The following is a 26193-nucleotide window of genomic DNA, read 5'->3' as shown; positions in this document are numbered from 1 at the left end:
TCCACAGCCGCGCGACTAGGGCCGTCAATCTAGCCCGACGCGAACCCCAGGACGTGCCGGTGCTACCTTCTGGCCCAGTTGGAGACAGCCCTGTCGCTATCCAGTGAGGCTTCCGTGACGACTCGCATCATCCACTTCCTTTTCCAGTCGAAGAAACGCGCCGTCGGGATCGTCGTCCTGTGGCTGCTGATCGTGGGGGTGCTGACCCAGCTCGCGCCGACGCTGGAGTCGGTGGAGGACAACGAGTCGGCCAACCTGCCACCGGCGGCGTCGGACTCGATGCGGGCACGCGACCTGATCCGCCAGGCGTCGCCCACGCCGGGAGCCCTCCCGGCGATCGTCGTGGTCCACGGACAGGATGACACTCCGCAGACGGAGATCATCTCGGCGGTCTCGCGCATCACCGAGACGCTCGCCGGTCCTGACCGTCCCTCCCAGGTGTCCGCTGAGGGCATCGTGTCGACAGCGACCGTGCCGCAGGCTGCGGACCAGCTGGTCTCGTCCGATGGCAGCACGCAGCTGATCATCGTGCCCGTCACTGGAAGCCCGTCGGACAAGAGCTTCCGGGCCGCAGTGGATGACGTGCGCCGGCTTGCGGCCGACCAAGCCGGGCAGACGAAGGTCGCCGTCACCGGACCTGCCGGCATCGCCACCGATACCGTCAAGGTGTTCAGCAGCGGCGACATGACTCTGCTGCTGGCCACCGTGCTTCTCGTCCTGGTGCTGCTGCTGCTGATCTACCGCTCGCCGTTGATGGCGCTGGTCCCCCTGCTGGCCGCGGGGATCGCCATGCGGGTCGCAGAGGCACTCGGTGCCATGCTGGCCGACGCGGGCCTGATCACCGTCAGCTCCCAAACGGCGTCGATCATGACGGTTCTGCTGTTCGGGGTGGGCACCGACTACGCGCTGATCATCACCGCCCGCTACCGCGAAGCCCTCCGCGAGGAGCCTGACCGGCCACGCGCCATGCAGACCGCACTGCGCGAGGTAGGCGAGACGATCGTGGCCAGCGCCTCCACTGTCGTGCTCGCCATGATGGCGCTGTTGGTGGCGGTGTCGCCCTCGCTGCGCGGCTTCGGCCCCTACCTGGCCCTCGGCGTAGCAGTGATGGCGCTGGTCGCCTTCACGTTTATCCCGGCCCTGGTCCTCATCTTCGGCCGTGCGGTCTTTTGGCCCAGCAGCGAGCGTAAGGTCGCCGAACGCAGCCAAGGTGGTGTGATCTGGCAACGCGTCGCCTCGCTGGTCCACCAGGCACCGGCCAAGGTCGCCGCCGGGTTGCTCATCCTGCTGGTGGTGATGAGCGCCGGACTGCTCAACTACCAGGAGACGTTCAACTCCCTCAGCGGATTCCGCACCGACACCGAGTCGGCCCGAGGTCAGGCGTTGATCGCTGACCAGTTCGGTCCCGGGCGACTCGCCCCCGCAACGGTCGTCGTACGGACTGACAAAGACCTTCGCGACGAACCGGCAACCACAAAGATCCAAAGCGCACTGGCCAACGAGACTGACGTAGATCACCTCGCCGGTCCCCCGACCTTCAGCAAGGACGGACAGACCGCGATATTCGACGTCGTCCTCGACAAGGACCCTTATAGCGCCGCTGCTCTCGATGCTGTGGAGCCCCTCGAGAACACCGCACGCACAGCAGCCGCCGACGCGGGAATCAAGGACGCAACCGTGCTGGTAGGCGGGGAGACAGCCGAGACAGCCGACATCCGCGACGCACTCAACCGGGACACGATCTACATCGTTCTCCTGGTCCTCCTCATCGTTACCGCCGTCCTGATCCTGCTCCTGCGCTCACTGCTGGCGCCGCTCTACCTCGTGGCGACGCTGGTGCTGTCCTTCCTGGCCACGATGGGAGCAACCGTCTTCTTCACCGTCACGGTGCTCGGCGATGAGGGCATCGGAAACCGGGTGACGGCGTATGTCTTCATCTTCCTGGTAGCCTTGGGGGTCGACTACAACATCTTCATCATGAGCAGGTTCCGGCGCGAGGTTCGTGATGCCATGCCATCGACCGCGTTGCGCACGGCGCTGCTTCGAACCGGCGGAGTGGTCTCCTCTGCCGGCCTGATCCTCGCCGCGACGTTCTCGGTGCTCATGACCCAGCCGATCCGTGAGCTGTTCCAATTCGGCTTCGCCATGGCGTTCGGAATCCTGCTCGACACCTTCTTGATCCGACCGCTCCTCGTGCCCGCCATCGTCCGCCTCCTCGGCAACCGCGCGCTCTGGCCGACCAAGGTGCCCCACCCCGAGACTGCCGCCGCGGCCGGCCTCCCAGTCGCTACCACCTCGAGCTCGACCTCGACCGCTACCTCAGGGAAGTCTTCGTGAACCAGACACTGACCAAGCGCATGGCGACACCCACCCTGCTTCGTGCCTTCTCGTGGGTAGCGATCATCGAGGCGTGCACGTGGGTGGCCCTCCTGTTTGGGATGTACCTGAAGTACGTCACGCAGACCACCGAGCTCGGGGTACGCATCTTCGGCAGCCTCCACGGCGCCGCCTTCATCGCCTACGTGATCCTGACCCTGCTCGTCGCACGACGCCAACGTTGGCCGATCGTGTGGACCACCCTGCTCGCACTGGCCGCCTCGATACCGCCGTGCATGACCGCGGTGTTCGACCTCGTGGCGCGTCGCCGCGGAATGTTCGCGCACGCCGAGACTTCACGCACCACACCTGGCGAGCGATTCGATCCGCACGGCCAGTTAGTGGTCGAGACCGGGCCGTGACGTAGGCCGTCCGGGCACCAGATCAACGACTTCGTGTTTCGGCTTCTGCGGCACACGACAGTGAGATCAATTTCGGTTACCCAGCACCGGTGCGTGACAAACCGCTCCGGCGCCCGGGTAATGGGGGATGCGCTCGGTCGTTGGACTCGACGCCCTCGACTTTGTCGTGGCGAGCGCGCCTCGTCTCGGGAGGGTGTGCATCTCAGCGTGGCTGATGACTGCGTCTCAGTTGCTCGCCCTCGCCAGCACGAAGTCGAGGCGGACATCGCCGGCAGCTCGCGCTTGCACATCACCCGGAGCACGCCCATCAGGACGGTTAGCCATGACCTCAGAATTTCAGACACTCAACTGTTCACGAACTCACGCCACGCGCCACTAGTTCGCGTCCGGTGCCCCGGACGAGGCCGACTCGCGCGGCTCAGCTCAGCCACGTTTTGCGCGCAAAGGGCCTTCCAAGGACAGACCCGTGAGGAGCCCGCGCGCCAAGGCAACGGCGTCAGAGCTTTGCACCTCCTGGTGGGCCAGGACGCGGAACACGATGAAACCTATGATTGCGTCGATCGTGATGCGTCGTTCGGCCGGCTCCAGCGTCAGACCGGGAGCATCGGCCAGTCGAGCTAACGCCGCGTCCTGGATGGGTCCGCTGAACTTTTCGTGCAGCTTGCGCGAGATCTCTGGATTGTCCGTTGCGGCGGCCGTGAGCATGCGCAGGGTGGCTGCACCCCGGGCCGAGCCAAGCGCGGCAGCAAGGTCGCCCGCCCATGCGCTGACGTCCGCGGTGACGTCGCCCGTTTGGGACGGCGACGTCGGCATCAGGTCATCTCGGTCGAGCAGGGCATCAGCGACCAGGACCGCGCGGGTGGGCCACCAGCGGTAGATCGTCTGCTTACCAACGCCGGCGCGGGCGGCAACGCCTTCGATGCTGAACTGGTCGAGCCCTTTCTCGTGGAGCAGCTCGTTGGCGGCCCGCAAGATGGCCAGTCGGGCCCGCTCGCTTCGCCGGCGCGGACGGGCGTCCTCGGGAAAGGCTGCGGCTGTGTTCACGGGAAGCACAATACCGCTGACGAGACGAGACGGACCGTCTCGCTTAATGCTAAGGTCTGCGCATGATTCCTGACGTCTTCGCTCCCGCGACGCTCGGGCCCGTGCAGCTTCGCAACCGTACGATCAAGGCCGCAACATTCGAGGGTCGCACCCCTCGTGGCCTGGTGACCGACGAGCTCATCGACTATCACCTGGCTCCCGCCCGCGGGGGCGTCGGTCTGGTCACCGTGGCGTACCTGGCCGTGGCGCCCGAGGGGCGAACCCACCGCGAGGTCATCCTTGTCAATGACGAGTCGGCTCCGGGCCTGGCACGGCTGACTGAAGCGATCCACGAGACCGGGGCGAAGATCTCCGGCCAGCTCGGCCACGCCGGACCCGTCGCCAACGGCCGCTCCAATGGTGCACACGCCCTGGCCGCCTCGCGGATGCCGTCCCCACTGAGCATGCAGATGATCCGTTCGTGCAGCGAGGCCGACATCACGCGGATCACGAAGGACTACACCCGCACCGCGCGGATCATGACGGCCGCCGGGTTCGACGTCCTCGAGATCCACATGGCCCACAGCTACCTGCTGTCGTCTTTCCTCGCCAAGGGCCAGAACCGACGCAAGGACCAGTGGAACGGCTCGTTGCAGAACCGAGCGCGGTTCGCCCGCCAGGTTGCCCGAGCGGTCCGCGAAGAGGTCGGCGACACAGTCGCGGTCACCGCCAAGATCGGGATGAGCGACGGCTCACCGCTCGGGTTCTCAATGCCCGAAAGCATCGAGTTCGCGCAGATGCTCGAGTCCGACGGCACCCTGGACGCCCTCGAGCTCAGCGCCGGTAGCTCGCTGCTGAACCCGATGTATCTGTTCCGCGGGAACGTACCACTCAAGGAGTTCGCGGCAACGATGCCGCCCGTCATGCGGGTGGGTCTAAAGTCCCCGGTCGGCAAGCGGTTCTTCAAGTCCTACCCGTTCGAGGAAGCCTTCCTCCGCGACAAGGCCCTGGCCTTCCGTGAGGCCATCTCGATGCCACTGATCATGCTGGGTGGCATCAACGACAAGGCCACGATGGATCGCGCCATGGCCGAGGGGTTCGAGTTCGTGGCCATGGCTCGCGCACTCCTGCGCGAACCCGACCTGATCAACCGGATGCAGACCGGAGAGACAAACCGCGGATCCTGTAGCCACTGCAACCTCTGCATGACCAAGGCTGCCGCTACCTCCGACAAGATCGGTGACAACCGCACCCGATGCGTCGAGGTGCTCCAGATCGACTGAAGTCGACTTCGCCTCACGCGCGCACGACTCCGAGTGCGGCCTCGCTGGACCAGCTCATGAACGGACCAACGAAGGATTCCTGCATGCGCACCTTGCACCATCGCGATGCCGTCATCGCGGAGCCGCGGAGGCTTTGGCCGCGAGCTCGCCCTCGAGGTCGCCCGCCGCAGAGCGGTGATCGCCGCGGTCGATCTCCGCGCAGAAGACGACCTACAACACGGACACGCTCACCACGGTGGTCATCTGGTTGAGGCGCGGCCGCCGGCGCCCTACAGGTCCGGCATGCTCCAGTCGTTGTGCCCCTGATTCAACTGTCGACCGTCCTGACAGTACTGGCCGTCGCAGTTGTGCGGTTCCGACCGAGCGTCGTATGCCGCTCCCACTGGGCGGGGTGAACAGCGGCTTCCGCGCGTCGGCGTCCGACCATCTCTCCATAGCGGGCACGATGCGAATGTCCCGCACGGCGCCACGGTCGAGAGCTGCCAGCGCAGCCTGGTAGTCCTGGGCAGCGCGAGCGGCCTCGGCCGGCGCGAACTCGATCAGGGGTCTGCTTCACGGATCGGTGACGTCTGATCTGCGTCGATGCGTGTCGGCGCTGGAAGAATGTGCACCATGCCGAAGCCGATTCCTCGCGGCAATGGCGGTCACCTCGGCGAGCACGGACGGACCTCACCCAGAAGCTGCGCCAGCGCTGAGCGGGCGAAACCGGCCGGCGACCCACTTAGCTTAGGTACGTCCGTGTGCACGGGCACCGGTTTCTGCAACAGCGGACACTCGACCCGTCGGCTTCTGTGCCCTCTCCCCCGTCACCGGATCGCAGCCGGCTACCTAGAGGACCGTCGCTCTCTAGGTCAATCTAGGCGGTCTGTTCGCTCCCGGGATCGCTGCCAAGAAGAGCTACGCTGTTACAAGCCCGGTACAAATGTCCGGGGAATCTCGACGTTTGCGCAGGTCATCGTGGGTCAGTTAGTCACTATTACGACATCTGATCCGAGGGTTTTCACCCTCTGTCAGTAGTTGCCGAAAGTGGCGTCTGACCTGCGGAAACGTCTCTCGACGTCTTCCAGCGTCAGACGCCGTTTTCCGTTTCAACTACCCAGCGAGGGACCCGCGCACCTAACGGGCACGAACTTCTCCATCCACGTTCCCGACGAGATGATCGACGCCATCCCGAACATGCTCGACTTCAAGCCCAAGGAGTCGGTCGCCCTCGCCCCGATGCGCTCTGGACCACCTACCGCCCACATCGATCTCCCGACCACTCCAAGAGCCCAGGACTTGGCGTGGCGAGCCATCCGCGAGGGAATGTCTCGCTACGGCCACGAGTTCGCCGCACGCCTCGACACCATCAGATCCGACATCCATCACCTGCTCCGGACCGACAGACCCACTGGGCTGACCTCGTCACCGGCTACATGGGGCTCCAGGCAGACAGCCGCCCGCGACTGCGTAGCGCGACCGGCTGTCGACGACCGTGCGGCCGAGGCGTTTGGCATCGAACAACGGAGTTGCACCGACCTCGCCGCTGATTGGTGTGCAACGCCCGCAATCGACACCTCCCAGCCGGGTCCAGCAAGGTCGGCGGAGTCCGTTGGAAAGACCGTAGCGGCTTACACAGCGAGAGCTCTCACTCCTCGTCTTCCAATCTTTGGGTCTCTTCTGCAACGTCGGCGCGGCTCCCCTGCTCGGACCCTTCGATGTCGTCGAACAAGTCACCCTGCGCGCCTTCGTCAGTGAGCAGATCGTCAATCGCTTCGTTGCTCAGCCAAATCCGTCATATCGGGGCCGTTGACCGCCGGCAGATTCCCCGACCGATCCGACTCGCTCTCGTCCTGGTACTCGTTCATGTGCGTGATTCTCAATCCGCCCCGAACCAACGCCGGGGACATCACGCCATGTCACTTACACAAAATTCCAGACAGACCCTTACCTGCGGGCCGTGACCGCGGAGTTCGAGCGCACCTTCTCGGCCCCGGACCTCGTGGCGGAACACACCGCGCTCTTCACCACGCAGGTGCTGCGCATCCTCGGTCCGGGTGCCGAGCGCGGCGAGGTGCGCGAGGACCTCCCCCTCCGTTTCCTCGCCGAGATGATCGGAGCGGTGTACGTCTCGACGATCCGGTACTGGCGCCAGCAGCCCGACTACGACCTCCGCCAGAACTTCGCGCGGGCCGCCAGGTTCGTGGCCGAGGCGATCAGCGCACACGAGACGCCGGCAAGGTAGCCCCGCAGCGCCGCTGCCACGTCCGCGAAGCGCGACAGCGGGTCCCGATAGTGGTGCTGTCGGCGCGTCAGCACGGCGAGGACAAGGTCGAGGCCATCGACCTCGGGGCCGACGACTACGTCACCAGCCATTTCGCGATGAACGAGCTGATTGCGGCCCTGCGCGCCACGGTACGCCGCGTCGAGGAGGCTGCCCCCACCGTTTCCACGGTCGAGGTGGCAGCACTGGTGATGGGCGAGTCCACCGAGTGGATGCTCAAAGGCGGTCTGAGCGTGCTGGCCCGAGCCCCACGGTCACGGACCACCAAAGATGTCGACCTCGCTGCCCGCGGAGCCACCGTCTTTCAGGCCAGTGCGAGAAACAGTTTCTCCATCTTCTTGACGTCCACGCCGTCGATACCCTCGTCGGACTCGGTGAGGCACTGCTGCAGGCCGGTGGCGACGATGGCGTAACCGGCCCGGGAGAGCGCCTTGTTGACGGCAGCCAGTTGGGTGAGGACGGATTCGCAGTCCGATCCCTCTTCCATCATCCGGATCACGCTGGCGAGGTGGCCGTTGGCGCGCTTCATGCGGGTGATGATCGCTTTGACCTCGGTGGGTTCGAGGTCCATCAGTTGTTCTCCAGTGCGGCCATGGCCGCGGTCAGCCGCTGTCGTGCGTCGGTCGCAACGGCGCGGAGGGCGTCACCGGCGTGACCGGCGTGACCGGCGTGACCGGCGTGACCGGCGTGACCGGCGAGGGACATCATGGCGTCGGGATCGAAGGCCTCGACGACCGTGGTGGTGTCGTCGAGGGCGCGGACCACGACGTTGCAGGGCAGCAGTGCGGCGATGGAGGGATCGGCCTGTAATGCCTGGTGCGCTAGCTGGGGGCGGCAGGCACCCAGGATGACCTGGGGTCCGACATCGACATCGAGCTTGGCCTTCAGCGTGGCCTTCAGGTCGATCTCGCTGAGGATGCCGAACCCCGCAGTCGCGAGCTCAGCGCGCACCGCCTCGACGGTCTCGTCGTAGGGGCGGCGCACCGTCGTTTCGAGCGTGTACTGCGTCATGGGTCTCTTCCTCTCGGTACCGATCACGAGGTCCGTGGCCGGGCTGCGCCCACAACTATACAACCCCCCTGGGGGATGTGTTACCGTTTTGGGCATAACCCCCCCGGGGGTTGTGTTGTGCAGCTCGACAAGCCAGCAAAGGAGTCCTCTCTATGCGTGAGACCACCATCGACCAGCTCGCTGCGGCGCTCGATCAGGGCTCGCCTGTCGTCGATGTCCGCGAGCCCGCGGAGTTCCGCGAGGGCCACGTGCCCGGTGCTACCAACATCCCGATGGGTCAGTTGAGCGCCCGACTGAGCGAGATCGACCGCGACCGACCGGTACACGTGGTGTGCGCCTCAGGCAACCGCAGCAGCGCGATGGCCGACGTCCTGACCGCCAACGGCTTCGACGCGATCAACGTTGCCGGCGGCACCAGCGCCTGGGTCCGCTCCGGGCGACCGATCGAGAAGTGAGGCGAACATGACTGACGACACCACCACCAAGACCCCGGCACCGGCCTCGGCTACCGAGGAGGCTCAGCAGCAGCCGTGCGAGGGGCTGACCGTCCGCACCATCGAGACCCCCTCGCTCGGAGACCGCACCTACGTGGTCCACGACGGCGAGTTCGCCCTAGTGGTCGACCCTCAGCGCGACATCGACCGGGTGCTGGAAGTGCTCGAGGCCGACGGGGTCCGACTGACCCACGTCTTCGAAACCCATCTCCACAACGACTACGTCACGGGCGGTCTGGCCCTTGCGCAGGCGACCGGAGCGGCCTACCTGGTCAACGGCGAGGACGAGGTGTCCTTCGACCGCACCCCGATCGCCGACCGCGAGGTCGTCGAGGTCGGTGACCGGATGCAGGTTCGCGCGATCGCCACCCCCGGTCACACCTTCACCCACCTGTCCTACGCGCTCTCGGTCGATGGGCCCGACGGCGAGGAGCCGTACGCCGTGTTCACCGGCGGCTCGCTGCTCTACGGCGCCACCGGCCGACCCGACCTGCTCGGCGAGGAGCACACCGACGCCCTGGTGCGCCACCAGCACGCCTCCGCGCACAGGCTCGCCGAGCAGCTCCCCGACGAGGCCGGGGTCTACCCGACCCACGGGTTCGGGTCCTTCTGCTCCGCCACCCAGTCCGACGCCACCGCCTCCACCATCGGTGACGAGAAGCGCTCGAACCCGGTCCTGACCCAGGACGAGGAAACCTACGTCCGCGAGCTGCTGGATGGTCTCGGTGCCTGGCCGGCGTACTACGTGCACATGGGACCCGCCAACGCCGCCGGTCCCTCCGCACCCGACCTCTCGCCGGTGCAGGAGGCCGACGCAACCGAGTTGCGACGTCGGATCGAGGCAGGTGAGTGGGTGGTCGACCTGCGCAACCGCAAGGCCTTCGCCTCCGGGCATGCCCCCGGAACATTCAACTTCGGCCTCGACGGTGCTTTCTCCACCTACCTGGGCTGGCTGATCGAGTGGGGCACCGCCGTCACCCTGCTCGGCGAGACGCCAGAGGACGTGGCCACCGCCCAGCGCGAACTGGTCCGGATCGGCATCGACCGGCCTGCAGCCCAGGCCACCGGCGGACCACAAAACTGGAGCGACGGCGACCTCGGGACCTTCCCCACCGCCACCTTCGCCGACCTGGCACAGGTGCGTCACCACCGCGACGTCGTCGTCCTCGACGTCCGCCGCGCCGACGAGTACGAGGGCGCAGCGATCGCCGGAGCGGTCAACATCCCGATCCACGAACTGCCCCGCCGCGTCGGCGAGGTGCCCGCCGGTGAGGTGTGGGTGCACTGCGCCAGTGGTTACCGCGCCTCGGTTGCTGCCTCGTTCGTCGCCGCTGCCGGCCGGACCCCCGTCGCAGTCGACGACTCCTTCGAGAACGCCGAGAAGGTCGGCCTGCACCTGGTGCGCCCCGAGGGCGACACCACTGACCCCACCGACGGTGCCGACGGGCCCGACGTCTGAGATGACACTGCTCCTCGCCGTCGCCGCCGGCGCGCTCATCGGCCTGTCCCTGGGGGCACTCGGTGGCGGCGGCTCGATCATGGCCGTGCCGGTGCTGGTGTACCTGCTCGACCAGTCCGCCTCCCAGGCGACGACCGGGTCGCTGGTGGTCGTCGGCGTCACCTCCCTGATCGGGGCGATCGCCGCACACCGCGCGGGCAACGTGCTGGTCGGCCGCGGCCTGGTCTTCGGCCTGGTCGCGATCGGCGGGGCGGTGGCGGGAGCGGAGGCGTCCGATCGGGTCTCCGAGGAGGTCCTGTTGGCCGCCTTCGCGGTCCTGATGCTGCTGGTCGGCGGGATGCTGGCCTGGCGCCAGCTACGCCACCATCGCGGAGACGGCGCTCGGCACGTCGCGCGGCCCACCCTTGACGACCCGATCATCACGTTCAGCCCGACGTTCGCCTGCCAGTGCCCCCGGGCCCTCAAGGTGCTGCTGACCGCCACCGTCGTCGGCGCGCTGACCGGCTTCCTGGGCGTCGGCGGCGGCTTCCTCGTCGTACCCGCCCTCCTGCTCGCCCTCGCGCTGCCGATGGAGTACGCCGCCGGCACGTCCCTGGTGGTCATCACCATCACCAGCGCCGCAGCGCTCGTCGTCCGCGCGGGTTCTGGCGACCCACCGGACTGGACGTCCGTCGCCGTCCTCACTGCCACGTCAGCGGCAGCAGCCGTCGCAGGGGCCCGCCTCGCCGACCGTGTCGACACCCACCGCCTCCAGGCCGCCTTCGCCGTCCTGGTCCTCGGCGTCGCCGTCTACACCGCCGCCCACGCTGTCCCCGCCCTCCTCTGACCATCACCGATCGCTCACCCCTCACTGAACGGAACATCATGCGCTCGACTACCGCCCGATCGAAGGGCGCCTCCCCCGACTTCACTCCCGGGTTCCGCCCCGGACCTCTCGGCCGCCTCGGCCTCTGGGTCACCAACCACGCCAAGCTCGTCATCGGCGTCTGGCTGCTGCTCATCATCGGCCTGGGCGCCTTCGCTCCCCAGGTCGAGCAGAACCTGTCCGGCGCCGGATGGCAGGCCGACAGCTCGGAGTCCGTCGCCGTACGCGAGCTCGCCCAGAACAGCTTCGGTGGCAACGCGTCCTCGGCCATCCAGGTCGTCGTGCACTCCACCGACGGACCGGTCACCGAGGGCCGCGGCGCCGAGGTCATCGCCCAGGTGACTCGGATGCTCGAGGCCGAGCCGCGGATCGCCGACGTGATCGCACCGATGCCGGGCGCGAGCCTCAGCCAGGATGGCGACACCGCGATCATCCTTGCCGGCGCGGGCGCCGACACCAACGAGATGGTCCGTGTCGCCACCGATCTCAAGGGCGATCTCGAGGGCCTCTCGGTCGACGGCGTGCAGGTCAACCCGACCGGCGCCTCGCTGCTCTGGTCGGACTTCAACGAGGCCAACCTCGAGGCGATGCTGAAGTCCGAGATGGTCTCCTGGCCGGTCACCCTGGCGATCCTCGTGCTCGCCTTCGGCGCCCTGGTCGCCGCTGGCCTGCCGCTGATCCTGACCCTCGCTGGTCTGGTCGCATCTGCCGGCTCGCTGGTCCTGATCAACGAGCTCGTCCCGGTCTCCATCTGGGCGATGAACTTCGCGATGATGTTCGCCCTGGCCCTCGGCATCGACTACGCACTCTTCCTCGTCGTGCGCTACCGCGCCTCCCGGATGGGCTCGGGCAACTCCGCACGCCAAGCCGTCACCGAGACCATGGACACCGCCGGCAAGGCCGTGCTCCTCTCCGGCGCGACCGTGCTGGTCTCACTGTCGGCCGTGATGCTCGTGCCCTCGCCCTCCTTCCGCTCGATGGCCGGCGGGATCATGCTCTCGGTCGTCTTCGTGCTGGCCGCCACGCTGACCCTGCTGCCGCTGGTGCTGTTCAAGCTCGACCACAAGATCAACAAGCTGTCGCTGCCCTGGGCGAAGACCGGCGAGCACCGCTCCCCCAAGTTCGCCGCCTGGGGCGAGCGCCTCTGGAAGCGTCCCGTCGTGTGGGGCCTGGGTGCGCTGATCGTGCTGCTCGCGCTCGCCGCACCCGTCATCGGTCTCAAGACCGCCATGCCCTCGATCAAGGTCCTGCCCGAAGACGCCAGCGCCCGGGTCGGCTACGACCTGGTCCAGGAGTCTTTCGGTGATGGTGCGCCCGGAACCCTCCAGGTCGTGGTGAAGGCCACCGAGGCCGACCCCGCGAGTGCAGTGCTCAACTCCGACTCAGGCATCGCCCAGGTGATGCCCGCCATGCCGGCGGCTGACGACACCGGGTTGGTCCTCATCCAAGCCGTCCCGACCCTCGACCCGTCCGATCCCGCCCTCAGTGACACGGTGGACCGGTTGCGCGCCGATCTGCCCGACAGTGCGCTGGTCGGTGGCGCGGCGGTGGAGAACCTCGACCTCAAGTCCCAGCTCGACGACTCCACGCCCCTGGTGATCGGGGTCGTACTCGTGCTCGGCTTCCTTCTGCTGCTCATCGCGCTGCAGGCACCGCTGATCTCGTTGCTCGGCACCCTGGCCAGCCTGCTCTCGACCGCAGCCGCCTTCGGCGTGGCCCGCCTCGTCTTCCAGGAAGGCATCGGCGCCGACCTCCTCGGCTTCGAGAGCCAAGGCTTCCTCGACGCATGGGCGCCGGTGTTCTTCTTCGCCATGATCTTCGCGATCGCGATGGACTACACCGTCTTCCTGTTGGCCTCGGCCAAGGAACACTACGAGCGCTCGGGCGACCCGAAGGACGCCATGGTCGGCTCGTTGGCCCACTCCGGCCGGGTCATCTTCGCCGCGGGCGCGGTCATGGTCGCGGTGTTCTTCACCTTCGCGCTCTCCGGCCCGCTGCCTCCCAAGGAGATGGGCATCGTGCTCGGAGTCGCCGTGCTCCTCGACGCCTTCCTGATCCGACTCGTGCTGCTGCCCGTGATGCTGCGCCTCACCGGGAAGGCGGCCTGGTGGTCGCCGGCTTGGCTGCGACGCGTGCTGCCGGCCATCACCTTCTCGCACGGCTGAGGGTCCTCGGACCACACCTCACCACCTGTTCACCTCCAGCATCACCTCGAACCGAAGGAGTTCCACCATGTGCCGAGCAGTCACCTGCAAGAAGTGCGGGAAGACCACCTGGGCCGGCTGCGGCCAGCACGTCGACCAGGTCCTTGCCCGCGTGCCGCGCGCCGATCGGTGCGCCGGTCACCCCGACGAGCCCGGCTCCGGGTTCTTCAGCCGTCTCTTCGGAGGCAAGTCATGAACCTCGGCCGCGCAGTACTCCTCCTCGCCGGCACCATGACACTGCTGAGCGCCCTGCTCGTGGCCCTGGTGTCACCGTGGTGGCTCTTGCTGACTGCCTTTGTCGGGCTCAACCTGCTCCAGTCGAGCATCACCGGCTTCTGCCCGGCGGCCGTCGTCTTCCGCCGGTTCGGGCTCAGCAGCGGGTGCGCGTTCCGATGAAGCGATGCCGCATGCGCTCACCGAACACGGTGATCGCATGCGGCGTGCGTGGCGAACCGTTGGCCTCGGATCAGGGTCGCCCGACGTCGAGCGCCACGTCCACGAGCTGACCGACCTCCAGGTCGAGAGGCGTGCGAACGGCGAGCTTCAGGGGCAGCAGGTAGCGCCCGTCCTTCGGGAACAGCGCCGTCGTGAACTCACGATCGGCCACGTTCACCGCCACAGGAACCTGTCCCCAATATTCCAGTCCCTTGGCGGCGAACTTGATGTCCTCGCTCTGGTCCGCGGGGATCTCGATGAAGATGTACGGCGCGGGCCCGCGCCACTCGACGACCTGTCCCGTGAACTCGAAGTCCATTTTTGCAGCCTAGACGACCACCTCGGACACGCGCTTCCCCAGATGCCCCGAACCAGCTCGCAGCGCCACGCGTGGCGCTGCGAGTCAGCTCGCGGTGGTGGAGTGCGTGACCTCCGTCGGCGCCAGTTCGTCGATGCCGGCTGTCTCGCCGAGCCCGCGGCGAAGGTCCGTGAGGATCCGGCTCAGCAGGCGCGAGACCTGGGTCTGGGTGACCCCGTTGCGCTCGGCGATCTCCTGCTGGGTCAGGTCATCCACGAACCGCATCTGCAGCAGCTTCCGGTCCCGAGCCGGCAGATTGCGCAACACCGGCTGCAGCATGACTCGAGCCTCGGCTGCCTGGCCTGCCGCCTCCCCGTCGCCATCAGGCAACAGGTCGCCGAGACTGGAGCCGCCGTCCGGGCCCACAGTGGCGTCGAGCGAGGTCGGCGAGAAGCAGCCTTCGGCGGCGAGCGCCTCGCTCACGTCCTCCTCGGGTACGTCGAGCGCCTCGGCGATCCGACGCGGCGAAGGGGTTCCGTCCTCGGCCGCCATCTGGTCACGCATCTCGATCACCCGGGACTGGAGCTCTTGGATGCGTCGAGGGGGTCGCACGGTCCAGCCGTGGTCACGGAAGTAACGACGCAGCTCGCCGCGGATGCTCGGCACTGCGTAGGAGAGCAGGTCCTGCCTCCGCTCGACGTCGAAGTTGTGCACGACCCGCACCAGTGCGGCGTACGCTACCTGCTCGAGGTCGTCCTGGGCGATGCCGCGCTTGCGGTAGCGCGAGGCGATGCTCTTCGCCACGCACATGTTGACCATCACCACTTGGTCAAGAAGTTCCTTGCGCTCATCCCCGGATGCCTGTGCGGCTCGTTGCAGCAGTGAACGCGTGAGTCGTTGCCGCCGCTCACGAGGCAAGTCTCCATATGGATTCGCACTAACGCCAAGGTCTGCCATTGCGCCTCCCGAGAGGAATTGCGCTGATCCGAGCCGGTGTCTTCAGCTGGATTCGAGGTCCTTGCGACCCGAGCTGCAGGGTGGGCCGTGTCTGAGCATAGCGAGGTATCCCCCCGCCGACCAGCACCGGGACCATAGGCTGGTCCGGAGCAGCTCTGCCACATCGCCCGGCGACCGGTGGTGGAAAGCGAGCGGACAACGATCCCCAGAGAGGGAAACGCCCATGGAACAGCCTCGCCACGACATTGCCGACGACACTCGGGACGAAACCCCGGATGAGCGTGCGGACCGCAACTGGACGGACCTGCTCCAGGAGTTCCGGGTGCTGCAGACGGGAGTCCAGCTGCTCAGCGGGTTCCTGCTCACCCTCCCCTTCCACAACTCGTTCGGCGACTTGGACGGATTCCAGCGGAACACCTACCTGGCACTGGTCCTGTTGGCCGCCACCACGACGGCCTGCGTGCTCGCCCCCATCTCGGTGCACCGGCGGATCTTCCGGCAGCGACGCAAGGAGAGGCTGGTCCAGTTCGGACATCGCCTGGTCCGCGTGGTGCTCGGCCTCACAGGTGCCCTGCTGGCAGGGACCACGTTCTTCATCTTCGACGTCGTCCTGGCCCGGGCAGAGGCACTGGTAGTGGGTGGCGTGATGCTGGCCCTGGTGACCACGGCACTTCTGGTGGCCCCCCTCGCCATGGGGCCTGCACCAGCCACTCACGACGACTCCGACTGACCGGACTCCCACTCAGCGCGATTCTCGCTCAACGACTCCTCGAGGGTCGACCCCTCGGAGGTCAGCCCTCGAGGAGCCGGAGCACGGCCCGCTCGACGACCCCTTGATCCTCGGGCAACGAGGCCCCAGCGACGTCGATGGTGCATCCCTCGTCATAGAGGTCCAGGACCCGTGGGTCCACGTAGGACTTGCGTGCGATCGCCGGGGTGTTCCCCAGATATCCGGCCACCTCGGCAATCGCCTCGTTGCGACGTCGCCGGCGCGCGGTGCGGCTGCTCGGAATCTCCCCGTCGGCCAGTGCTGCGGCGGCGAGGACCGTGGCGTGCCAGGTACGGAAGTCCTTGGCCGTGGATTCCAGTCCGGAGATCTCGCGGATGTAGGCATTGACCTCTTCCGGGGTCAGGCGCCGCCAGCGGCGCCCTTCCTTGACCGCAAGCAGTTGCGCGAATCCCCCGCGACGTCGACGCAGGTCCGCGATCGCTTCCAGACAGCTCGGATCGTCGAGCCTGACGTCGTGCTCAACACCGGACTTGCCGATGAAGGCGAAGACCAGCTCCTTGCCCTGTCGACGAACGTGCTCCCTCTCGAGCGTTGTCAGCCCGATGCTGCCGTGCTCGTCGGCATAGGCGTCACTGCCGATCCTGAAGTATCCGCGGTCCAGCAACCGGACTGCCAGTGCAGTGGCGCGCGACGCGGGCATCCCGTCAACGGCGAGATCACGATCGATCCGTTTGCGCACACGAGGCATCACCCTCCCCAGCTCCAGCACACGGTCGAACTTCTCGGCGTCGCGCTGCAGTCGCCACTGCGGGTGGTAGAGGTATTGCTTGCGCCCGGCCGCGTCGGTCCCCACCGCCTGCAGGTGACCGTTGGCGCGCGAACAGATCCACACGTCCTGCCACGCCGGCGGGATCGCCAGCGCACGCACTCGTTCTGCGTCCTCGTCACACAGCCGCTCCCCGGAAGCATCCAGCAGGACGAACCCTCGACCTGCACGCCGTCGCGTCCACCCCGGCTCCTCTGGCGACACCTGACGCAGTCGCACCACGACGATGCCTCTTTCTCTCCAGGACCCGCCTGCTCAGGGGGTCCACCGCATGGGGTTCGACTACATGGGTCCGACCGTCAGGGACTCGGCCCCGTGGCCTCAGCCGGTGGGCTTCTCCGGGCGAGACAGGTCGTCGTACGCCGCGGGCAGCTCGCCCAGCTCCACCACGCTGACCGCGACATCGCGGAGCTTGATGTTGGCGTGGCTGGAATAGCGCTGCATGATCCCGAAGGCGCGTTCCACATCGATCCCGTAGCGCTGGGTCAACACGCCTTGCGCGACCCCGATCTGGTGACGAGCCTCCACGGCGTCGCTGAGCGTGGACACCTGCTGGGCCGTCGTCAGCGCGTTGGCCGCATGGATCGCGAAGAGCTTCGCGCGAGCCAGGTCGGAGGTGGTGAAGGCGTCCACCTTGCGGGCATAGATGTTGATCGCGCCAAGGGGGTCCCGGTCCGCGTCCATCGCCGTGCCCGGCAGCTGGACACTGATCAGCGAGTGCACTCCGAGCCGCGCCACTGCCGGGCCCCAGCGAGGCCAGCGCGGATCATCTGCGGTGGAGCGGACCAGGAACGACTCGTCCTCGATCGCGGCCTCGGCGCACGGCCCCTCGCCGAGGTCGTACTGAAGCTCGTCACAGCGCAGTGCCATCTCGTGGCTGTGCGCCAGGGTCTCCAACCGCGCACGACGGCGCCGCACCGTGATCCCGGCGAAATCTCCGGACGGCACGACGTCCAGCGACCGCTGGCAGATCTTGTCCAGCGTGGCCTTCACGTCGGCCTGCTTCATCAGTTCCTGGCTGAGTGCGGCGAACCACGGACCCGTGTCGCCGCCGGGTGCTCCGGTCTGCATGGGTCGGAGCCTATCCTCCTGCGCGTGCTGCTCAGGACACGCACTGGGACTCACTGGTCCAAGGCGTCCAACAGGGCTTTGTTGAACGCGGGAATGTCGTCCGGATTGCGGCTCGTGATGAGGTTGCCATCAATCGCGACCTCACGATCGACCCAGTCGCCGCCGGCGTTCCTCACGTCGGTCTCCAGACTGGGCCAGGACGTGAGTGTCCGGCCCTTCACGCACTCGGCCTCCACCAAGGTCCAGATCGCGTGGCAGATCGCAGCCACCGGCCGCTCGCTCGCCATGTAGTCACGCACGAAGGCGACCGCGTCCTTGTCCATGCGCAGGGCGTCCGGGTTGGCCACCCCTCCGGGCAGCACCAAGGCGCTGTAGTCCTCGGGTCGTGCTTGGCCGACCGTCTGGTCGACCGGGAAGGTGTCGCCCTTGTCCAAGTGGTTGTAGGCCTGGACCTCACCGGACTCCGGGGAGAGCAGTTCGGGCTGCCAGCCTGCGGCCTTCAACGCCTCCCACGGTTGGGTGAGCTCCACCTGCTCGATGCCTTCAGCGGCGACGAGAAAGGCGATCTTGCGTGGCGATGCTTGTTGTTCCACTGTCATGAACTCCGTTCCGTTGTCCTTGGCCAGCGCCGTTCAGGGCTGATCGCCCTCGGCCTCGTCGACCTCGTGCATGGCCGCCTCCTCCGCGGAGGCGCCGGCGCCATCGATGCCTGCGTCCTCGGCGATGAGTTCGGACGTGACGTCCTCACCCAAGCCTTGGTCGGGGGCGACCAGACGGCCCGAGCGTTCATCTCCGACCTCTCCGGACACGGGCCCGTCGAGCACCTCGGCGTCGCGCTCGGAGTCCACCTCCTCGAAGACGTCCGGCTCTTCTTGGGCCAGACGCTCATCGAGCGTCTCGCCCTCGAGCTCCTCCAGCGGGGTCACGCCCTTGGCAGTGACCCCGCGGGGACGCTCAGGAGGCGAGAACCCCTCGTCGAGCACGTCATCGACTCCCCGATCGTCCAGGGAGTCCTGTGGTTGAAGCTGGTCCTCGCTCATGATGCGTTCCTCCTCGTACGTCGTCTGCTGGCGACTCGTAGTCGCTTGCCGGTCGACGTGGAGTCAGAGCACGTCGTCGATCTTGCCGGCGACCTTGTCCTTGGCGTGCTCGAGCTTGTCCTTCGCCTTGGCCTTGCCCTGGTCGGCCTTTCCCTCGGCCTTCAGGTCGTCATCACCCATCGCTGCTCCAGCGGCTTCCTTGCCGCGTCCAGCGAGATCCTGCGTCTTGTTCTCGAACTTGTCATCGGCACCCATGGGGCCACCTCCTGTGATTACGGAACAATCGGACGTGGCGGTGGTACCCGAACCTGCTCGATTCAATTCAGCGCAGAGGTGGTCGAGAGGTCGACCAGCTTGAGGATCTGTCCCGCCGGCGAGGTCGCGGGAGCTCGCAGGCTCAGGGTGGTGCCGGTCCGCTTGCTGCGCGCGATGTAGTCGAACAGCGTCTGGATCCCGGGGCTGGCCAGATGGGTGATCCCGGTGAGGTCGATGACCGCATCGGCAGTGCCCGCACGCGTCGCCCGGGTCAACGCTGCGTCGAACAGGTCCACCGACAGCTCGTCGACCGGGCCGATGGCTGCCATCAGGCCGGGCTCGGCATACGTCTCGAGCTCCTCCGGCACGTCGAGCGTGTTCTCCGACTCGGGCGCGACCTCCTGCAGGAGCGGAACGGGACGTGTCAGGCGCTGGGTGAGGGTGACCGTCGTCCCCTCGTGGGACCGATCCACCTTCAGGCTGTCGGCGAGCCCGGCTGCCATCATCAACCCGCGTCCGGACGAGGGCCTGGTGCGCCACCTGCCCCGATCCGAAACGGTGATCGCTACGACTCCGTCCGCACCCAGACCGGCAGAGATGTTCACCACCGGCTCGGCATCGGAACCGGAATCGACGTAGGCGTGGGCCACCACATTGGCGGCGAGCTCGACGACGGCGTGCCCCAGGCCGACGTGGTCCATCAACCCGGCACCGAGGTTGTCCAGCCAACCGTTGATCCGGTGGCGGATGAGCGGGAGGTTCTCCGGAACCGCCGACATGTGCAGTCGAAAGGACTCGGGTGCGGTGGTCCGGGTCGCGATCAGCAGCGTCGCGTCGTCACTGCCGCCGACGGTGAGGGTCTCGCGCAGGATGTCGTCACACAGGGACTCGCCGATCCCCTGGCCTGCCGCCGGCCTCTGTGCGCTGGTCGCCGTCGCGCAGGCGGCGAGGAGCCGGTCATATCCCTCGGCAATCGTGTGGCCGGGGGAATGCACGAGGCCATTGGTGTAGAGGCCGAGCGTCTCGCCCATCTGCAGACGGCTGCGATGAACCGTGGCGCTACCGCCAGCGCCGAGCGGCCTGCTGGGACGGGAGGACAACAGCTCTGCCGGAGCACCCGGTGTCATCCGGACAGGCGATGGATGCCCAGCCGTGCACCATTCGAGCTCACCATCCGCCAAGCTCAGGATGGCCACGCACGCGCTGGTGGCGCAGACCTCGGGATGGTCGAAGGCATAGCGGTCGGCGCTCATCATCACTTCGCGCAGGTCGACACCTGCTGCCAGGCGCTCACGGATCACGGCCTTGATCTGCGAGACCGCGATGGCCGCGGCGAATCCGTTCCCGACCACATCGGCGACCAACAGCGCGACCCGATCCCCTGACAAGGGGAGCGCATCCAGCGTGTCTCCCTTGTTCAACGGCTCCACGCCACTCATCACGTAGCGCGCACCGAGTGAGGCGCCGGGTAGCACCGGCAACCCAGTTGGGATCTGGACATCTGTAGCAGTGGACGGCACGGTTCACCCCCGATGGTGTGGTGCATGGCGTGTGGATGCGGGCTGGTACCCGATCTTGCCAGTGAGATACGACTGCGGGCTCAGTGGCACGCCAAGGCATCTGCGCCCAATGTTTCGCCAGACCAGGGCCAAGCACAGAGCAAGGGCCAAGGTCCGCGGCAGGATCGAGCGCATCGTCGGGTCCGTGGACACACGTGTCGCAGCATGCGAACCCTGGCCACGGGTACCACCGGCCATGACTGCAACCACGCGACGCAACCAGGCAGCGCTCGCGGTCTTGGCGGCACTCGGATGCGTGCTGCTGGGCAGCCATCTGGCCGGCAGACCGGGGCCCGGGGAGCTGTCCGCGATGCGTGCGACCAACCGGGATCGGGTCCACCACGCGTGGTGGTGGCCTGTGCAGCAGCTCGGCACACCGGGGATCCCGCCGCTCCTGGCAGTGGTCGCATGGCGAACCAACCACCCCCGTCTCGCAATGAGCGCAGCGCTCGCGCTTCCGATCGAGAAGCCATCCGAGGTGGCCATCAAGCGCCTCCTCCCCCGGCTCCGACCGGCGCGGGTCGATCCGGACGTACGCCTGCTCGACGACGCCCCGCCCGACGGCCCTTCCTATCCGTCGGGGCACGCTGCCATCGCAACCACCGCAGCCACCCTGCTGTGGCCGCACCTCTCGCCGAGACTCCGCTTGCTGACCGCGCTGTTGACCGTGGGAGCAGGCCACGCCCGGGTGCACCAGGGCGCTCACTACTTCGGGGACGTCGTCGGGGGCCAACTGCTCGGCGTGGACGTGGGGTCGACCCTCAGGGCAGCGTTCGACAGTTGAGGGCGCCGGCCGCCGCGCATGACACTCCTTGCTCCGGGTACCGCGCGGGCACACCGATGTCGACCCAAGGAGCGCCATGCGTCTGGGCTACTTCCTCTCCTGCGAGGAGTTCACTCCCGCCCAGTTGGTCGAGCAGGCGGTGATGGCCGAGCAGGCTGGCTTCGAGAGCCTCTGGATCAGCGATCACTTCCACCCGTGGAACGACGAGCAGGGTCAGAGCCCCTTCGTCTGGTCGGTGATCGGTGCTCTGTCCCAAGCCTGCTCCCTGCCGGTCACCACGGCCGTCACCTGCCCCACCATGCGGGTGAACCCGGTCGTCGTGGCGCAGGCAGCGGCCACCAGCGCCACCATGCTCAAGGGAGGTTTCACCCTCGGGCTGGGCACGGGCGAGGCGCTCAACGAACACATCCTCGGTGAAGCGTGGCCGAGTCTGGACGTCCGTCTGGAGATGTTGGAAGAGGCCGTCGGGCTGATCCGCGAACTGTGGCAGGGCGACTTCGTCAACCACCGTGGGCGTTTCTACACAGTCGACACGGCACGCATCTACACCATCCCCGACACTCCGCCCCCGATCTATCTCTCGGGGTTCGGCCCCAAGGCCACGGACCTGGCGGCTCGGATCGGCGACGGCTACATCACCACCTCGCCCGACACCGAGCTCCTCTCCCGCTTCCGCGACGCCTCGGGTGGCAAGCCCGCCCAGGCCGGGAGCAAGGTGGCCTGGGCTCCGACGCAGGACGAGGGTGTCGAGATCGCGCACCGGCTCTGGGGCACCTCGGGGCTCCCCGGCGAGCTCGCCCAGGTCCTGCCCTCCCCCCGTCACTTCGAGCAGGCGGCCGAGCTGGTGACCAAGGAGCAGACCCGTTCCTCGGTGTCGTGTGGCAACGACACCGATCAGCACATCGAGAGCCTGCGCCCCTATGTGGAAGCCGGTTTCGAGGAGCTCTACATCTCCAACATGGGCCCGAACTACGCAGACATGATCCACGCGTTCGGTCGCGAGGTCCTTCCGGCACTGCGCGACCTGGCACACCAATCCCAAACAGATGGAGGCACCGATGAACCACAGCCCACAGGACGAGGGAACCCGACCTGCCGAGAAGAGCCGCGCCATGGTGCTGCTCATGGTGGTCGTAGGGATCTTGGTCGTGCTCGGCCTGATGCTGCTGATCGGATCGCTCGTCGGCTGATCCTCCGGTCGGGCCCTGGCACGGATCCGCACGCCACCTGCCCGGCGTACCCCGCAGGGTGAGACGAACACAGAAAGGCAACTGACCATGAGCGACACAGAGCACGACCTGGGCCCCACTCCGCGCGATGACGAGCCGATGGAGCACGAGACCGAGACCCTCGATCCCGACGACGTCGAGACCGAGGCGCATGACGACGACCTCGACACGGAGACGCCTGCACACGTTGACGATGTCGATCCCGAGAGTGAGGTGGAATGAAGCACGACACGGTCATCCTCGACCTGGACGGCACGCTGGTTGACTCGGTCTATCAGCACGTCCTGGCCTGGCAGCAGGCCTTTCGCGACGTGGGACTGAGGGTCCGCGCGGTCGATCTGCACGCAGCGATCGGGATGGGCGGGGACAAGCTCGTCGCGCACGTGGCGGGCGACTCAGCCGAGTGGGCGGTCGGCGACCAGGTGCGGGAGGCACACGACCAGCACTTCCGCGCGTTCCTGCCCACGCTCGACGAGATCGACGGTGCCAGCGAGCTCCTCGAGCGACTCTCGTCCAGCCACCGGCTCGTCCTGGCCAGCTCCGGGGAGGAGGAGGTCACCCAAGAGCTCCTCACCCACATCTCCGGCGCGCACCACCTGTCCGAGATCGTGAGCGGTTCGGACGTGCAGGCCAGCAAGCCCTCCCCCGACCTCCTGCTCGCCGCGGCACAGCGCGTGGGTGCCGAACGCCCCATCGTCATCGGCGACGCCGTGTGGGACGCCCGGGCCGCGCAGGCTGCCGGGTTCCCGTGCATCGGCCTGCGTACCGGCGGCATCTGCGCCGACACGCTCAGCGAAGCCGGGGCCGAGTGGGTCTATGACGGACCCAGGGATCTGGTTTCCTCCTTGCGGCGCAGCCCGCTCGCCAGCGCAGGCCAGTGAGGCATCGATCAGCGTGAGCACCAAGGCCCGCAGCACCGTTCCCGGCAAACCGTTGGGGCGCAAGGAGCTGCGAGCGATCGACGCGTGGTGGCGTGCTGCGAACTATCTCTGCGTCGGCCAGATCTATCTGATGGACAACCCGCTGCTTCGCGTCCCGTTGGAGCCGCACCACGTGAAGCCTCGACTGCTCGGGCACTGGGGCACCACCCCGGGACTGACCTTCATCCATGCGCACCTGAACCGGGCGATCATGGCTCGCGATCTCGACCTGTTCACCGTCACCGGCCCGGGTCATGGCGGCCCCGCTGCGCTGGCAACCTCCTGGCTCGACGGGACCTACACGCAGACCTATCCCGAGGTCAGCCGGGACGTCGACGGGATGCACCGCCTGTTCAAGCAGTTCTCGTTCCCGGGCGGAGTCCCGAGCCACGTCGCACCCGAGACGCCCGGCTCGATCCATGAGGGTGGCGAGCTCGGCTATTCGCTGGCGCACGCCTATGGCGCTACCTTCGACAACCCCGACCTGCTGGTGGCCGCGGTCGTAGGCGACGGGGAGGCCGAGTCCGGTCCCCTGGCCGCGAGCTGGCACTCGACCAAGTTCGTCGACCCCCGGCGCGACGGCGCCGTACTCCCGATCCTCCACCTCAACGGCTACAAGATCGCCAGCCCCACCGTCCTGGCCCGCATCCCGGAGGAGGAGTTGCTCTCGCTGCTGCGCGGCTATGGCCACACTCCGTATGTCGTCGCCGGCGACGACCCGGACGCGATGCACCAAGCCTTCGCAGCGACCTTGGACCACTGCCTCGACGAGATTCGTGAGATCCAGGCGGAGGCGCGCGCCTCTGGCCGACGCCCGGCCGAGCGCCGGGCTTGGCCGATGATCGTGCTGCGCAGCCCGAAGGGGTGGACCGGGCCCGAGAAGGTCGACGGCCAGCAGGTCGAGGGCTCGTGGCGCTCCCACCAGGTGCCGTTCTCCAACGCACGCGACGACGACGACCACCGTAAGGTCCTCGAGGAGTGGCTGCGCAGTTATCGGCCCGAGGAGCTCTTCGGCGACGACGGGGCGCCGGTGGCCCAGATCGCCGACCTGCATCCGCTCGGCACCCGTCGGATGGGCGCCAACCCGCACACCAACGGCGGTCTGTTGACCCGGCCGCTCTCGCTGCCCGACTTCCGCGAGTACGCCGTACCAGTGCCACGCCCCGGGTCCGGTCAGGTGGAGGCCACGCGAGTGCTCGGTGGCTTCCTGCGCGACGTGATGGCCCGCAACCCGGAGACGTTCAGGATGATGTCGCCGGACGAGCACAACTCCAACCGGCTCCAGGACGTGCTCGAGGTGACCGACCGGACGTGGAACGCCACAACCCTGCCGGGTGATGACCACCTCGCGACCGACGGCCGGGTGATGGAGACGCTCTCGGAGCACATGTGCCAGGGCTGGCTCGAGGGTTATCTCCTCACCGGGCGGCACGGGCTGTTCTCCTGTTATGAGGCGTTCGTCCACATCGTCGACTCGATGTTCAACCAGCACGCCAAGTGGCTCAAGACCAGCAATGCGATCGAGTGGCGTCGACCGATCCCCTCGCTGAACTATCTGCTCACTTCGCACGTGTGGCGTCAGGACCACAACGGCTTCTCCCACCAGGACCCTGGCTTCATCGACCATGTGGTGAACAAGAAGGCCGACGTGATCCGGGTCTATCTCCCACCGGACGCCAACACCCTGCTGTCGGTGGCCGATCACTGCCTGCGGTCGCGGCAGTACGTCAACGTCATCGTGGCCGGCAAGCAGCCAGCGCTGCAATATCTCTCGATGGACCAGGCCCTGGTCCATGCCGCCAAGGGCATCGGAATCTGGGAATGGGCCGGCACCGAGCCGGAGCAGGGTGCCGAGCCGGACGTGGTGATCGGTTGTGCCGGGGACGTGCCGACGATGGAGGCGCTGGCCGCCGTCGACATCTTGCGGCGCGAGTTCGACGACCTCCGGATCAGGTTCGTGAACGTGGTCGACCTGATGCGTCTGCAGCACGAGCAGGAGCATCCGCACGGCCTCAGCGATGCCGACTTCGACGCACTGTTCACCACCGACCGACCAGTGGTGTTCGCCTATCACGGCTACCCGTGGCTGGTGCATCGACTGACCCACAACCGCACGAACCACCGCAACTTCCATGTCCGTGGCTATGTGGAGGAAGGCACCACCACGACCCCGTTCGACATGACCGTGCTCAACGGGATCGACAGGTTCCATCTCGCCATTGCCGTCATCGACAAGGTGCCGCAGTTGCGCTCGAGGGCCGGCGCCGTTCGCGAGCGCCTGCTCGACAAGCTCGTGGAGCACCGCAACCACGTGCACACCCACGGTGAGGACATGGCGGAGGTGCGCGAGTGGGAGTTCCCCTACCCGGGCGATCCCGACGGGGCAACCGGCACCTCTGCGGGCTGAGCCATGGCGCGGCCGAGCGGCGTCAACAACTGACGGCTCGACGACCAGAGGCGTCAACAACTGCCGGGTCGGCGACCAGAGCGTTCAGACGGTTCGAGCGTTCAGGCGGTGGCCAGCGTGCCGGAGGACGTGCGGTGCAGCAGCCCGTCCGCGATCGCGAACGCCAGGGCCCGGTCGAAACGTCCCTGTTCCCAGTAGGGCGCACCGACCAGGACGGCCAGGTCCTCCGGCAGCTGTGGCCCGGTGGCCTGCACAGCGCGAACAAGTTGTTGCTCCTCGTTGGCGACCTGCCGGTCGCGGATGCCCTCGGTGCTGGGCTTGGGCGGTGGCATGGGCATGATC

Annotated in this window: 28 protein-coding genes; 16 read left to right on the top strand and 12 right to left on the bottom strand. The window is 67.3% G+C overall.

Annotated elements, in window-relative coordinates:
* Positions 1-114 precede the first annotated feature (114 nt).
* Both BJ980_RS00935 and BJ980_RS18650 read left to right on the top strand, forming a co-directional pair.
* Positions 115-2337 (top strand): MMPL family transporter, encoded by a 2223-nt coding sequence (locus BJ980_RS00935; protein ID WP_218855371.1) that lies wholly within the window; start codon positions 115-117, stop codon positions 2335-2337.
* Complete coding sequence (locus BJ980_RS18650; protein WP_343047615.1) at positions 2334-2738, top strand: DUF3817 domain-containing protein; 405 nt, start codon at positions 2334-2336, stop codon at positions 2736-2738. The genes BJ980_RS00935 and BJ980_RS18650 overlap by 4 nt, the downstream gene beginning before the upstream one ends.
* A gap of 423 nt (positions 2739-3161) precedes the next feature.
* On the opposite strand, the gene BJ980_RS00930 is transcribed toward BJ980_RS18650, so the two are convergent.
* A complete protein-coding gene (locus BJ980_RS00930; RefSeq protein ID WP_179500569.1) occupies positions 3162-3782 on the bottom strand; it encodes a TetR/AcrR family transcriptional regulator C-terminal ligand-binding domain-containing protein in 621 nt (206 codons plus the stop codon).
* Positions 3783-3844: 62 nt separating this feature from the next.
* On the opposite strand from BJ980_RS00930, the gene BJ980_RS00925 reads away from it, so the two are divergent.
* Positions 3845-5044, top strand: coding sequence for an NADH:flavin oxidoreductase (locus BJ980_RS00925; RefSeq protein ID WP_179500568.1), 1200 nt, complete (start codon positions 3845-3847; stop codon positions 5042-5044).
* Positions 5045-6983: 1939 nt separating this feature from the next.
* Entirely contained in the window at positions 6984-7268 is a 285-nt protein-coding gene (locus tag BJ980_RS00920; RefSeq protein WP_179500567.1) for a hypothetical protein, read from the top strand.
* Positions 7269-7611: 343 nt separating this feature from the next.
* Here BJ980_RS00920 and BJ980_RS00915 read toward each other — a convergent pair whose 3' ends face one another.
* Together BJ980_RS00915 and BJ980_RS19165 are read right to left on the bottom strand one after the other, a co-directional pair.
* Positions 7612-7878, bottom strand: coding sequence for a metal-sensitive transcriptional regulator (locus tag BJ980_RS00915; RefSeq protein WP_179500566.1), 267 nt, complete (start codon positions 7876-7878; stop codon positions 7612-7614).
* Positions 7878-8318 (bottom strand): DUF302 domain-containing protein, encoded by a 441-nt coding sequence (locus BJ980_RS19165; RefSeq protein WP_179500565.1) that lies wholly within the window; start codon positions 8316-8318, stop codon positions 7878-7880. Before BJ980_RS19165 ends, BJ980_RS00915 begins: the two co-directional genes overlap by 1 nt.
* Positions 8319-8470: 152 nt before the next feature.
* On the opposite strand from BJ980_RS19165, the gene BJ980_RS00905 reads away from it, so the two are divergent.
* The 6 genes from BJ980_RS00905 to BJ980_RS00880 all read left to right on the top strand — a co-directional run bounded on the left by BJ980_RS00905 (position 8471) and on the right by BJ980_RS00880 (position 13736).
* Entirely contained in the window at positions 8471-8773 is a 303-nt protein-coding gene (locus tag BJ980_RS00905) for a rhodanese-like domain-containing protein (protein ID WP_179500564.1), read from the top strand.
* A 7-nt stretch (positions 8774-8780) separates the two neighbouring features.
* Positions 8781-10271: an MBL fold metallo-hydrolase gene (locus BJ980_RS00900; RefSeq protein WP_179500563.1), complete on the top strand. Its 1491-nt coding sequence runs from the start codon at positions 8781-8783 to the stop codon at positions 10269-10271.
* Position 10272: 1 nt separating this feature from the next.
* Positions 10273-11097 carry a sulfite exporter TauE/SafE family protein gene (locus tag BJ980_RS00895; protein ID WP_179500562.1) on the top strand — a complete coding sequence of 275 codons (825 nt, stop codon included), beginning with the start codon at positions 10273-10275 and terminating at the stop codon, positions 11095-11097.
* A gap of 38 nt (positions 11098-11135) precedes the next feature.
* Positions 11136-13301 carry an MMPL family transporter gene (locus BJ980_RS00890; protein ID WP_179500561.1) on the top strand — a complete coding sequence of 722 codons (2166 nt, stop codon included), beginning with the start codon at positions 11136-11138 and terminating at the stop codon, positions 13299-13301.
* A gap of 67 nt (positions 13302-13368) precedes the next feature.
* Positions 13369-13536, top strand: a complete 168-nt coding sequence (locus BJ980_RS00885; protein ID WP_179500560.1) for a hypothetical protein — start codon at positions 13369-13371, stop codon at positions 13534-13536.
* Positions 13533-13736, top strand: coding sequence for a YgaP family membrane protein (locus BJ980_RS00880; protein WP_179500559.1), 204 nt, complete (start codon positions 13533-13535; stop codon positions 13734-13736). Before BJ980_RS00885 ends, BJ980_RS00880 begins: the two co-directional genes overlap by 4 nt.
* 70 nt (positions 13737-13806) lie before the next feature.
* Here BJ980_RS00880 and BJ980_RS00875 read toward each other — a convergent pair whose 3' ends face one another.
* Together BJ980_RS00875 and BJ980_RS00870 are read right to left on the bottom strand one after the other, a co-directional pair.
* The gene (locus tag BJ980_RS00875) at positions 13807-14094 is read right to left on the bottom strand and encodes a DUF1905 domain-containing protein (protein WP_179500558.1); all 288 of its coding nucleotides are present in this window, start codon (positions 14092-14094) and stop codon (positions 13807-13809) included.
* A gap of 84 nt (positions 14095-14178) precedes the next feature.
* Positions 14179-15030 carry a sigma-70 family RNA polymerase sigma factor gene (locus tag BJ980_RS00870; RefSeq protein ID WP_179500557.1) on the bottom strand — a complete coding sequence of 284 codons (852 nt, stop codon included), beginning with the start codon at positions 15028-15030 and terminating at the stop codon, positions 14179-14181.
* 223 nt (positions 15031-15253) lie between these two features.
* Between BJ980_RS00870 and BJ980_RS00865 the strand changes: the two genes are divergently transcribed.
* Positions 15254-15760, top strand: coding sequence for a DUF6328 family protein (locus tag BJ980_RS00865; protein ID WP_179500556.1), 507 nt, complete (start codon positions 15254-15256; stop codon positions 15758-15760).
* A 61-nt stretch (positions 15761-15821) separates the two neighbouring features.
* Here the strand turns inward: BJ980_RS00865 and BJ980_RS00860 are convergent, their stop codons facing one another.
* The 6 genes from BJ980_RS00860 to BJ980_RS00835 all read right to left on the bottom strand — a co-directional run bounded on the left by BJ980_RS00860 (position 15822) and on the right by BJ980_RS00835 (position 20382).
* A complete protein-coding gene (locus BJ980_RS00860; protein ID WP_343047892.1) occupies positions 15822-16790 on the bottom strand; it encodes a DNA topoisomerase IB in 969 nt (322 codons plus the stop codon).
* A gap of 117 nt (positions 16791-16907) precedes the next feature.
* Positions 16908-17657, bottom strand: a complete 750-nt coding sequence (locus tag BJ980_RS00855) for a GAF and ANTAR domain-containing protein (RefSeq protein WP_179500554.1) — start codon at positions 17655-17657, stop codon at positions 16908-16910.
* Positions 17658-17707: 50 nt separating this feature from the next.
* Positions 17708-18250, bottom strand: a complete 543-nt coding sequence (locus tag BJ980_RS00850) for a type 1 glutamine amidotransferase domain-containing protein (RefSeq protein ID WP_343047614.1) — start codon at positions 18248-18250, stop codon at positions 17708-17710.
* Positions 18251-18289: 39 nt separating this feature from the next.
* On the bottom strand, positions 18290-18697 hold the full coding sequence (locus BJ980_RS00845) for a DUF5709 domain-containing protein (RefSeq protein WP_179500552.1): 408 nt from the start codon (positions 18695-18697) through the stop codon (positions 18290-18292).
* A 63-nt stretch (positions 18698-18760) separates the two neighbouring features.
* Complete coding sequence (locus BJ980_RS00840) at positions 18761-18952, bottom strand: CsbD family protein (RefSeq protein WP_179500551.1); 192 nt, start codon at positions 18950-18952, stop codon at positions 18761-18763.
* Positions 18953-19014: 62 nt separating this feature from the next.
* Complete coding sequence (locus BJ980_RS00835; protein ID WP_179500550.1) at positions 19015-20382, bottom strand: SpoIIE family protein phosphatase; 1368 nt, start codon at positions 20380-20382, stop codon at positions 19015-19017.
* A gap of 325 nt (positions 20383-20707) precedes the next feature.
* On the opposite strand from BJ980_RS00835, the gene BJ980_RS00830 reads away from it, so the two are divergent.
* The 5 genes from BJ980_RS00830 to BJ980_RS00810 all read left to right on the top strand — a co-directional run bounded on the left by BJ980_RS00830 (position 20708) and on the right by BJ980_RS00810 (position 25851).
* Positions 20708-21295 (top strand): phosphatase PAP2 family protein, encoded by a 588-nt coding sequence (locus BJ980_RS00830; protein ID WP_179500549.1) that lies wholly within the window; start codon positions 20708-20710, stop codon positions 21293-21295.
* Between the two features lie 76 nt (positions 21296-21371).
* The gene (locus tag BJ980_RS00825) at positions 21372-22547 is read left to right on the top strand and encodes a TIGR03557 family F420-dependent LLM class oxidoreductase (RefSeq protein WP_179500548.1); all 1176 of its coding nucleotides are present in this window, start codon (positions 21372-21374) and stop codon (positions 22545-22547) included.
* Positions 22548-22572: 25 nt separating this feature from the next.
* Entirely contained in the window at positions 22573-22746 is a 174-nt protein-coding gene (locus tag BJ980_RS00820) for a hypothetical protein (protein ID WP_179500547.1), read from the top strand.
* On the top strand, positions 22743-23405 hold the full coding sequence (locus BJ980_RS00815; RefSeq protein WP_179500546.1) for an HAD family hydrolase: 663 nt from the start codon (positions 22743-22745) through the stop codon (positions 23403-23405). The genes BJ980_RS00820 and BJ980_RS00815 overlap by 4 nt, the downstream gene beginning before the upstream one ends.
* Before the next feature lie 13 nt (positions 23406-23418).
* Positions 23419-25851 (top strand): phosphoketolase family protein, encoded by a 2433-nt coding sequence (locus BJ980_RS00810; RefSeq protein WP_343047613.1) that lies wholly within the window; start codon positions 23419-23421, stop codon positions 25849-25851.
* Between the two features lie 101 nt (positions 25852-25952).
* Here BJ980_RS00810 and BJ980_RS00805 read toward each other — a convergent pair whose 3' ends face one another.
* A complete protein-coding gene (locus BJ980_RS00805) occupies positions 25953-26189 on the bottom strand; it encodes a hypothetical protein (protein WP_179500544.1) in 237 nt (78 codons plus the stop codon).
* Between the last annotated feature and the right edge of the window lie 4 nt (positions 26190-26193).

The sequence above is a fragment of the Nocardioides daedukensis genome, assembly GCF_013408415.1.
Classification (GTDB): domain Bacteria; phylum Actinomycetota; class Actinomycetes; order Propionibacteriales; family Nocardioidaceae; genus Nocardioides; species Nocardioides daedukensis.
The sequence above is the reverse complement of the archived record's forward strand: the minus strand, read 5'-3'. Positions and strand labels throughout refer to the sequence as shown.

Coding starts and splice junctions, on each gene's coding strand:
- BJ980_RS00925 (WP_179500568.1), top strand. CDS start 3,845: ATGATTCCTGACGTCTTCGCTCCCGCGACGCTCGGGCCCGTGCAGCTT.
- BJ980_RS00915 (WP_179500566.1), bottom strand. CDS start 7,878: ATGGACCTCGAACCCACCGAGGTCAAAGCGATCATCACCCGCATGAAG.
- BJ980_RS19165 (WP_179500565.1), bottom strand. CDS start 8,318: ATGACGCAGTACACGCTCGAAACGACGGTGCGCCGCCCCTACGACGAG.
- BJ980_RS00905 (WP_179500564.1), top strand. CDS start 8,471: ATGCGTGAGACCACCATCGACCAGCTCGCTGCGGCGCTCGATCAGGGC.
- BJ980_RS00900 (WP_179500563.1), top strand. CDS start 8,781: ATGACTGACGACACCACCACCAAGACCCCGGCACCGGCCTCGGCTACC.
- BJ980_RS00895 (WP_179500562.1), top strand. CDS start 10,273: ATGACACTGCTCCTCGCCGTCGCCGCCGGCGCGCTCATCGGCCTGTCC.
- BJ980_RS00890 (WP_179500561.1), top strand. CDS start 11,136: ATGCGCTCGACTACCGCCCGATCGAAGGGCGCCTCCCCCGACTTCACT.
- BJ980_RS00885 (WP_179500560.1), top strand. CDS start 13,369: ATGTGCCGAGCAGTCACCTGCAAGAAGTGCGGGAAGACCACCTGGGCC.
- BJ980_RS00880 (WP_179500559.1), top strand. CDS start 13,533: ATGAACCTCGGCCGCGCAGTACTCCTCCTCGCCGGCACCATGACACTG.
- BJ980_RS00875 (WP_179500558.1), bottom strand. CDS start 14,094: ATGGACTTCGAGTTCACGGGACAGGTCGTCGAGTGGCGCGGGCCCGCG.
- BJ980_RS00870 (WP_179500557.1), bottom strand. CDS start 15,030: ATGGCAGACCTTGGCGTTAGTGCGAATCCATATGGAGACTTGCCTCGT.
- BJ980_RS00865 (WP_179500556.1), top strand. CDS start 15,254: ATGGAACAGCCTCGCCACGACATTGCCGACGACACTCGGGACGAAACC.
- BJ980_RS00855 (WP_179500554.1), bottom strand. CDS start 17,657: ATGCAGACCGGAGCACCCGGCGGCGACACGGGTCCGTGGTTCGCCGCA.
- BJ980_RS00845 (WP_179500552.1), bottom strand. CDS start 18,697: ATGAGCGAGGACCAGCTTCAACCACAGGACTCCCTGGACGATCGGGGA.
- BJ980_RS00840 (WP_179500551.1), bottom strand. CDS start 18,952: ATGGGTGCCGATGACAAGTTCGAGAACAAGACGCAGGATCTCGCTGGA.
- BJ980_RS00830 (WP_179500549.1), top strand. CDS start 20,708: ATGACTGCAACCACGCGACGCAACCAGGCAGCGCTCGCGGTCTTGGCG.
- BJ980_RS00825 (WP_179500548.1), top strand. CDS start 21,372: ATGCGTCTGGGCTACTTCCTCTCCTGCGAGGAGTTCACTCCCGCCCAG.
- BJ980_RS00820 (WP_179500547.1), top strand. CDS start 22,573: ATGAGCGACACAGAGCACGACCTGGGCCCCACTCCGCGCGATGACGAG.
- BJ980_RS00815 (WP_179500546.1), top strand. CDS start 22,743: ATGAAGCACGACACGGTCATCCTCGACCTGGACGGCACGCTGGTTGAC.
- BJ980_RS00805 (WP_179500544.1), bottom strand. CDS start 26,189: ATGCCCATGCCACCGCCCAAGCCCAGCACCGAGGGCATCCGCGACCGG.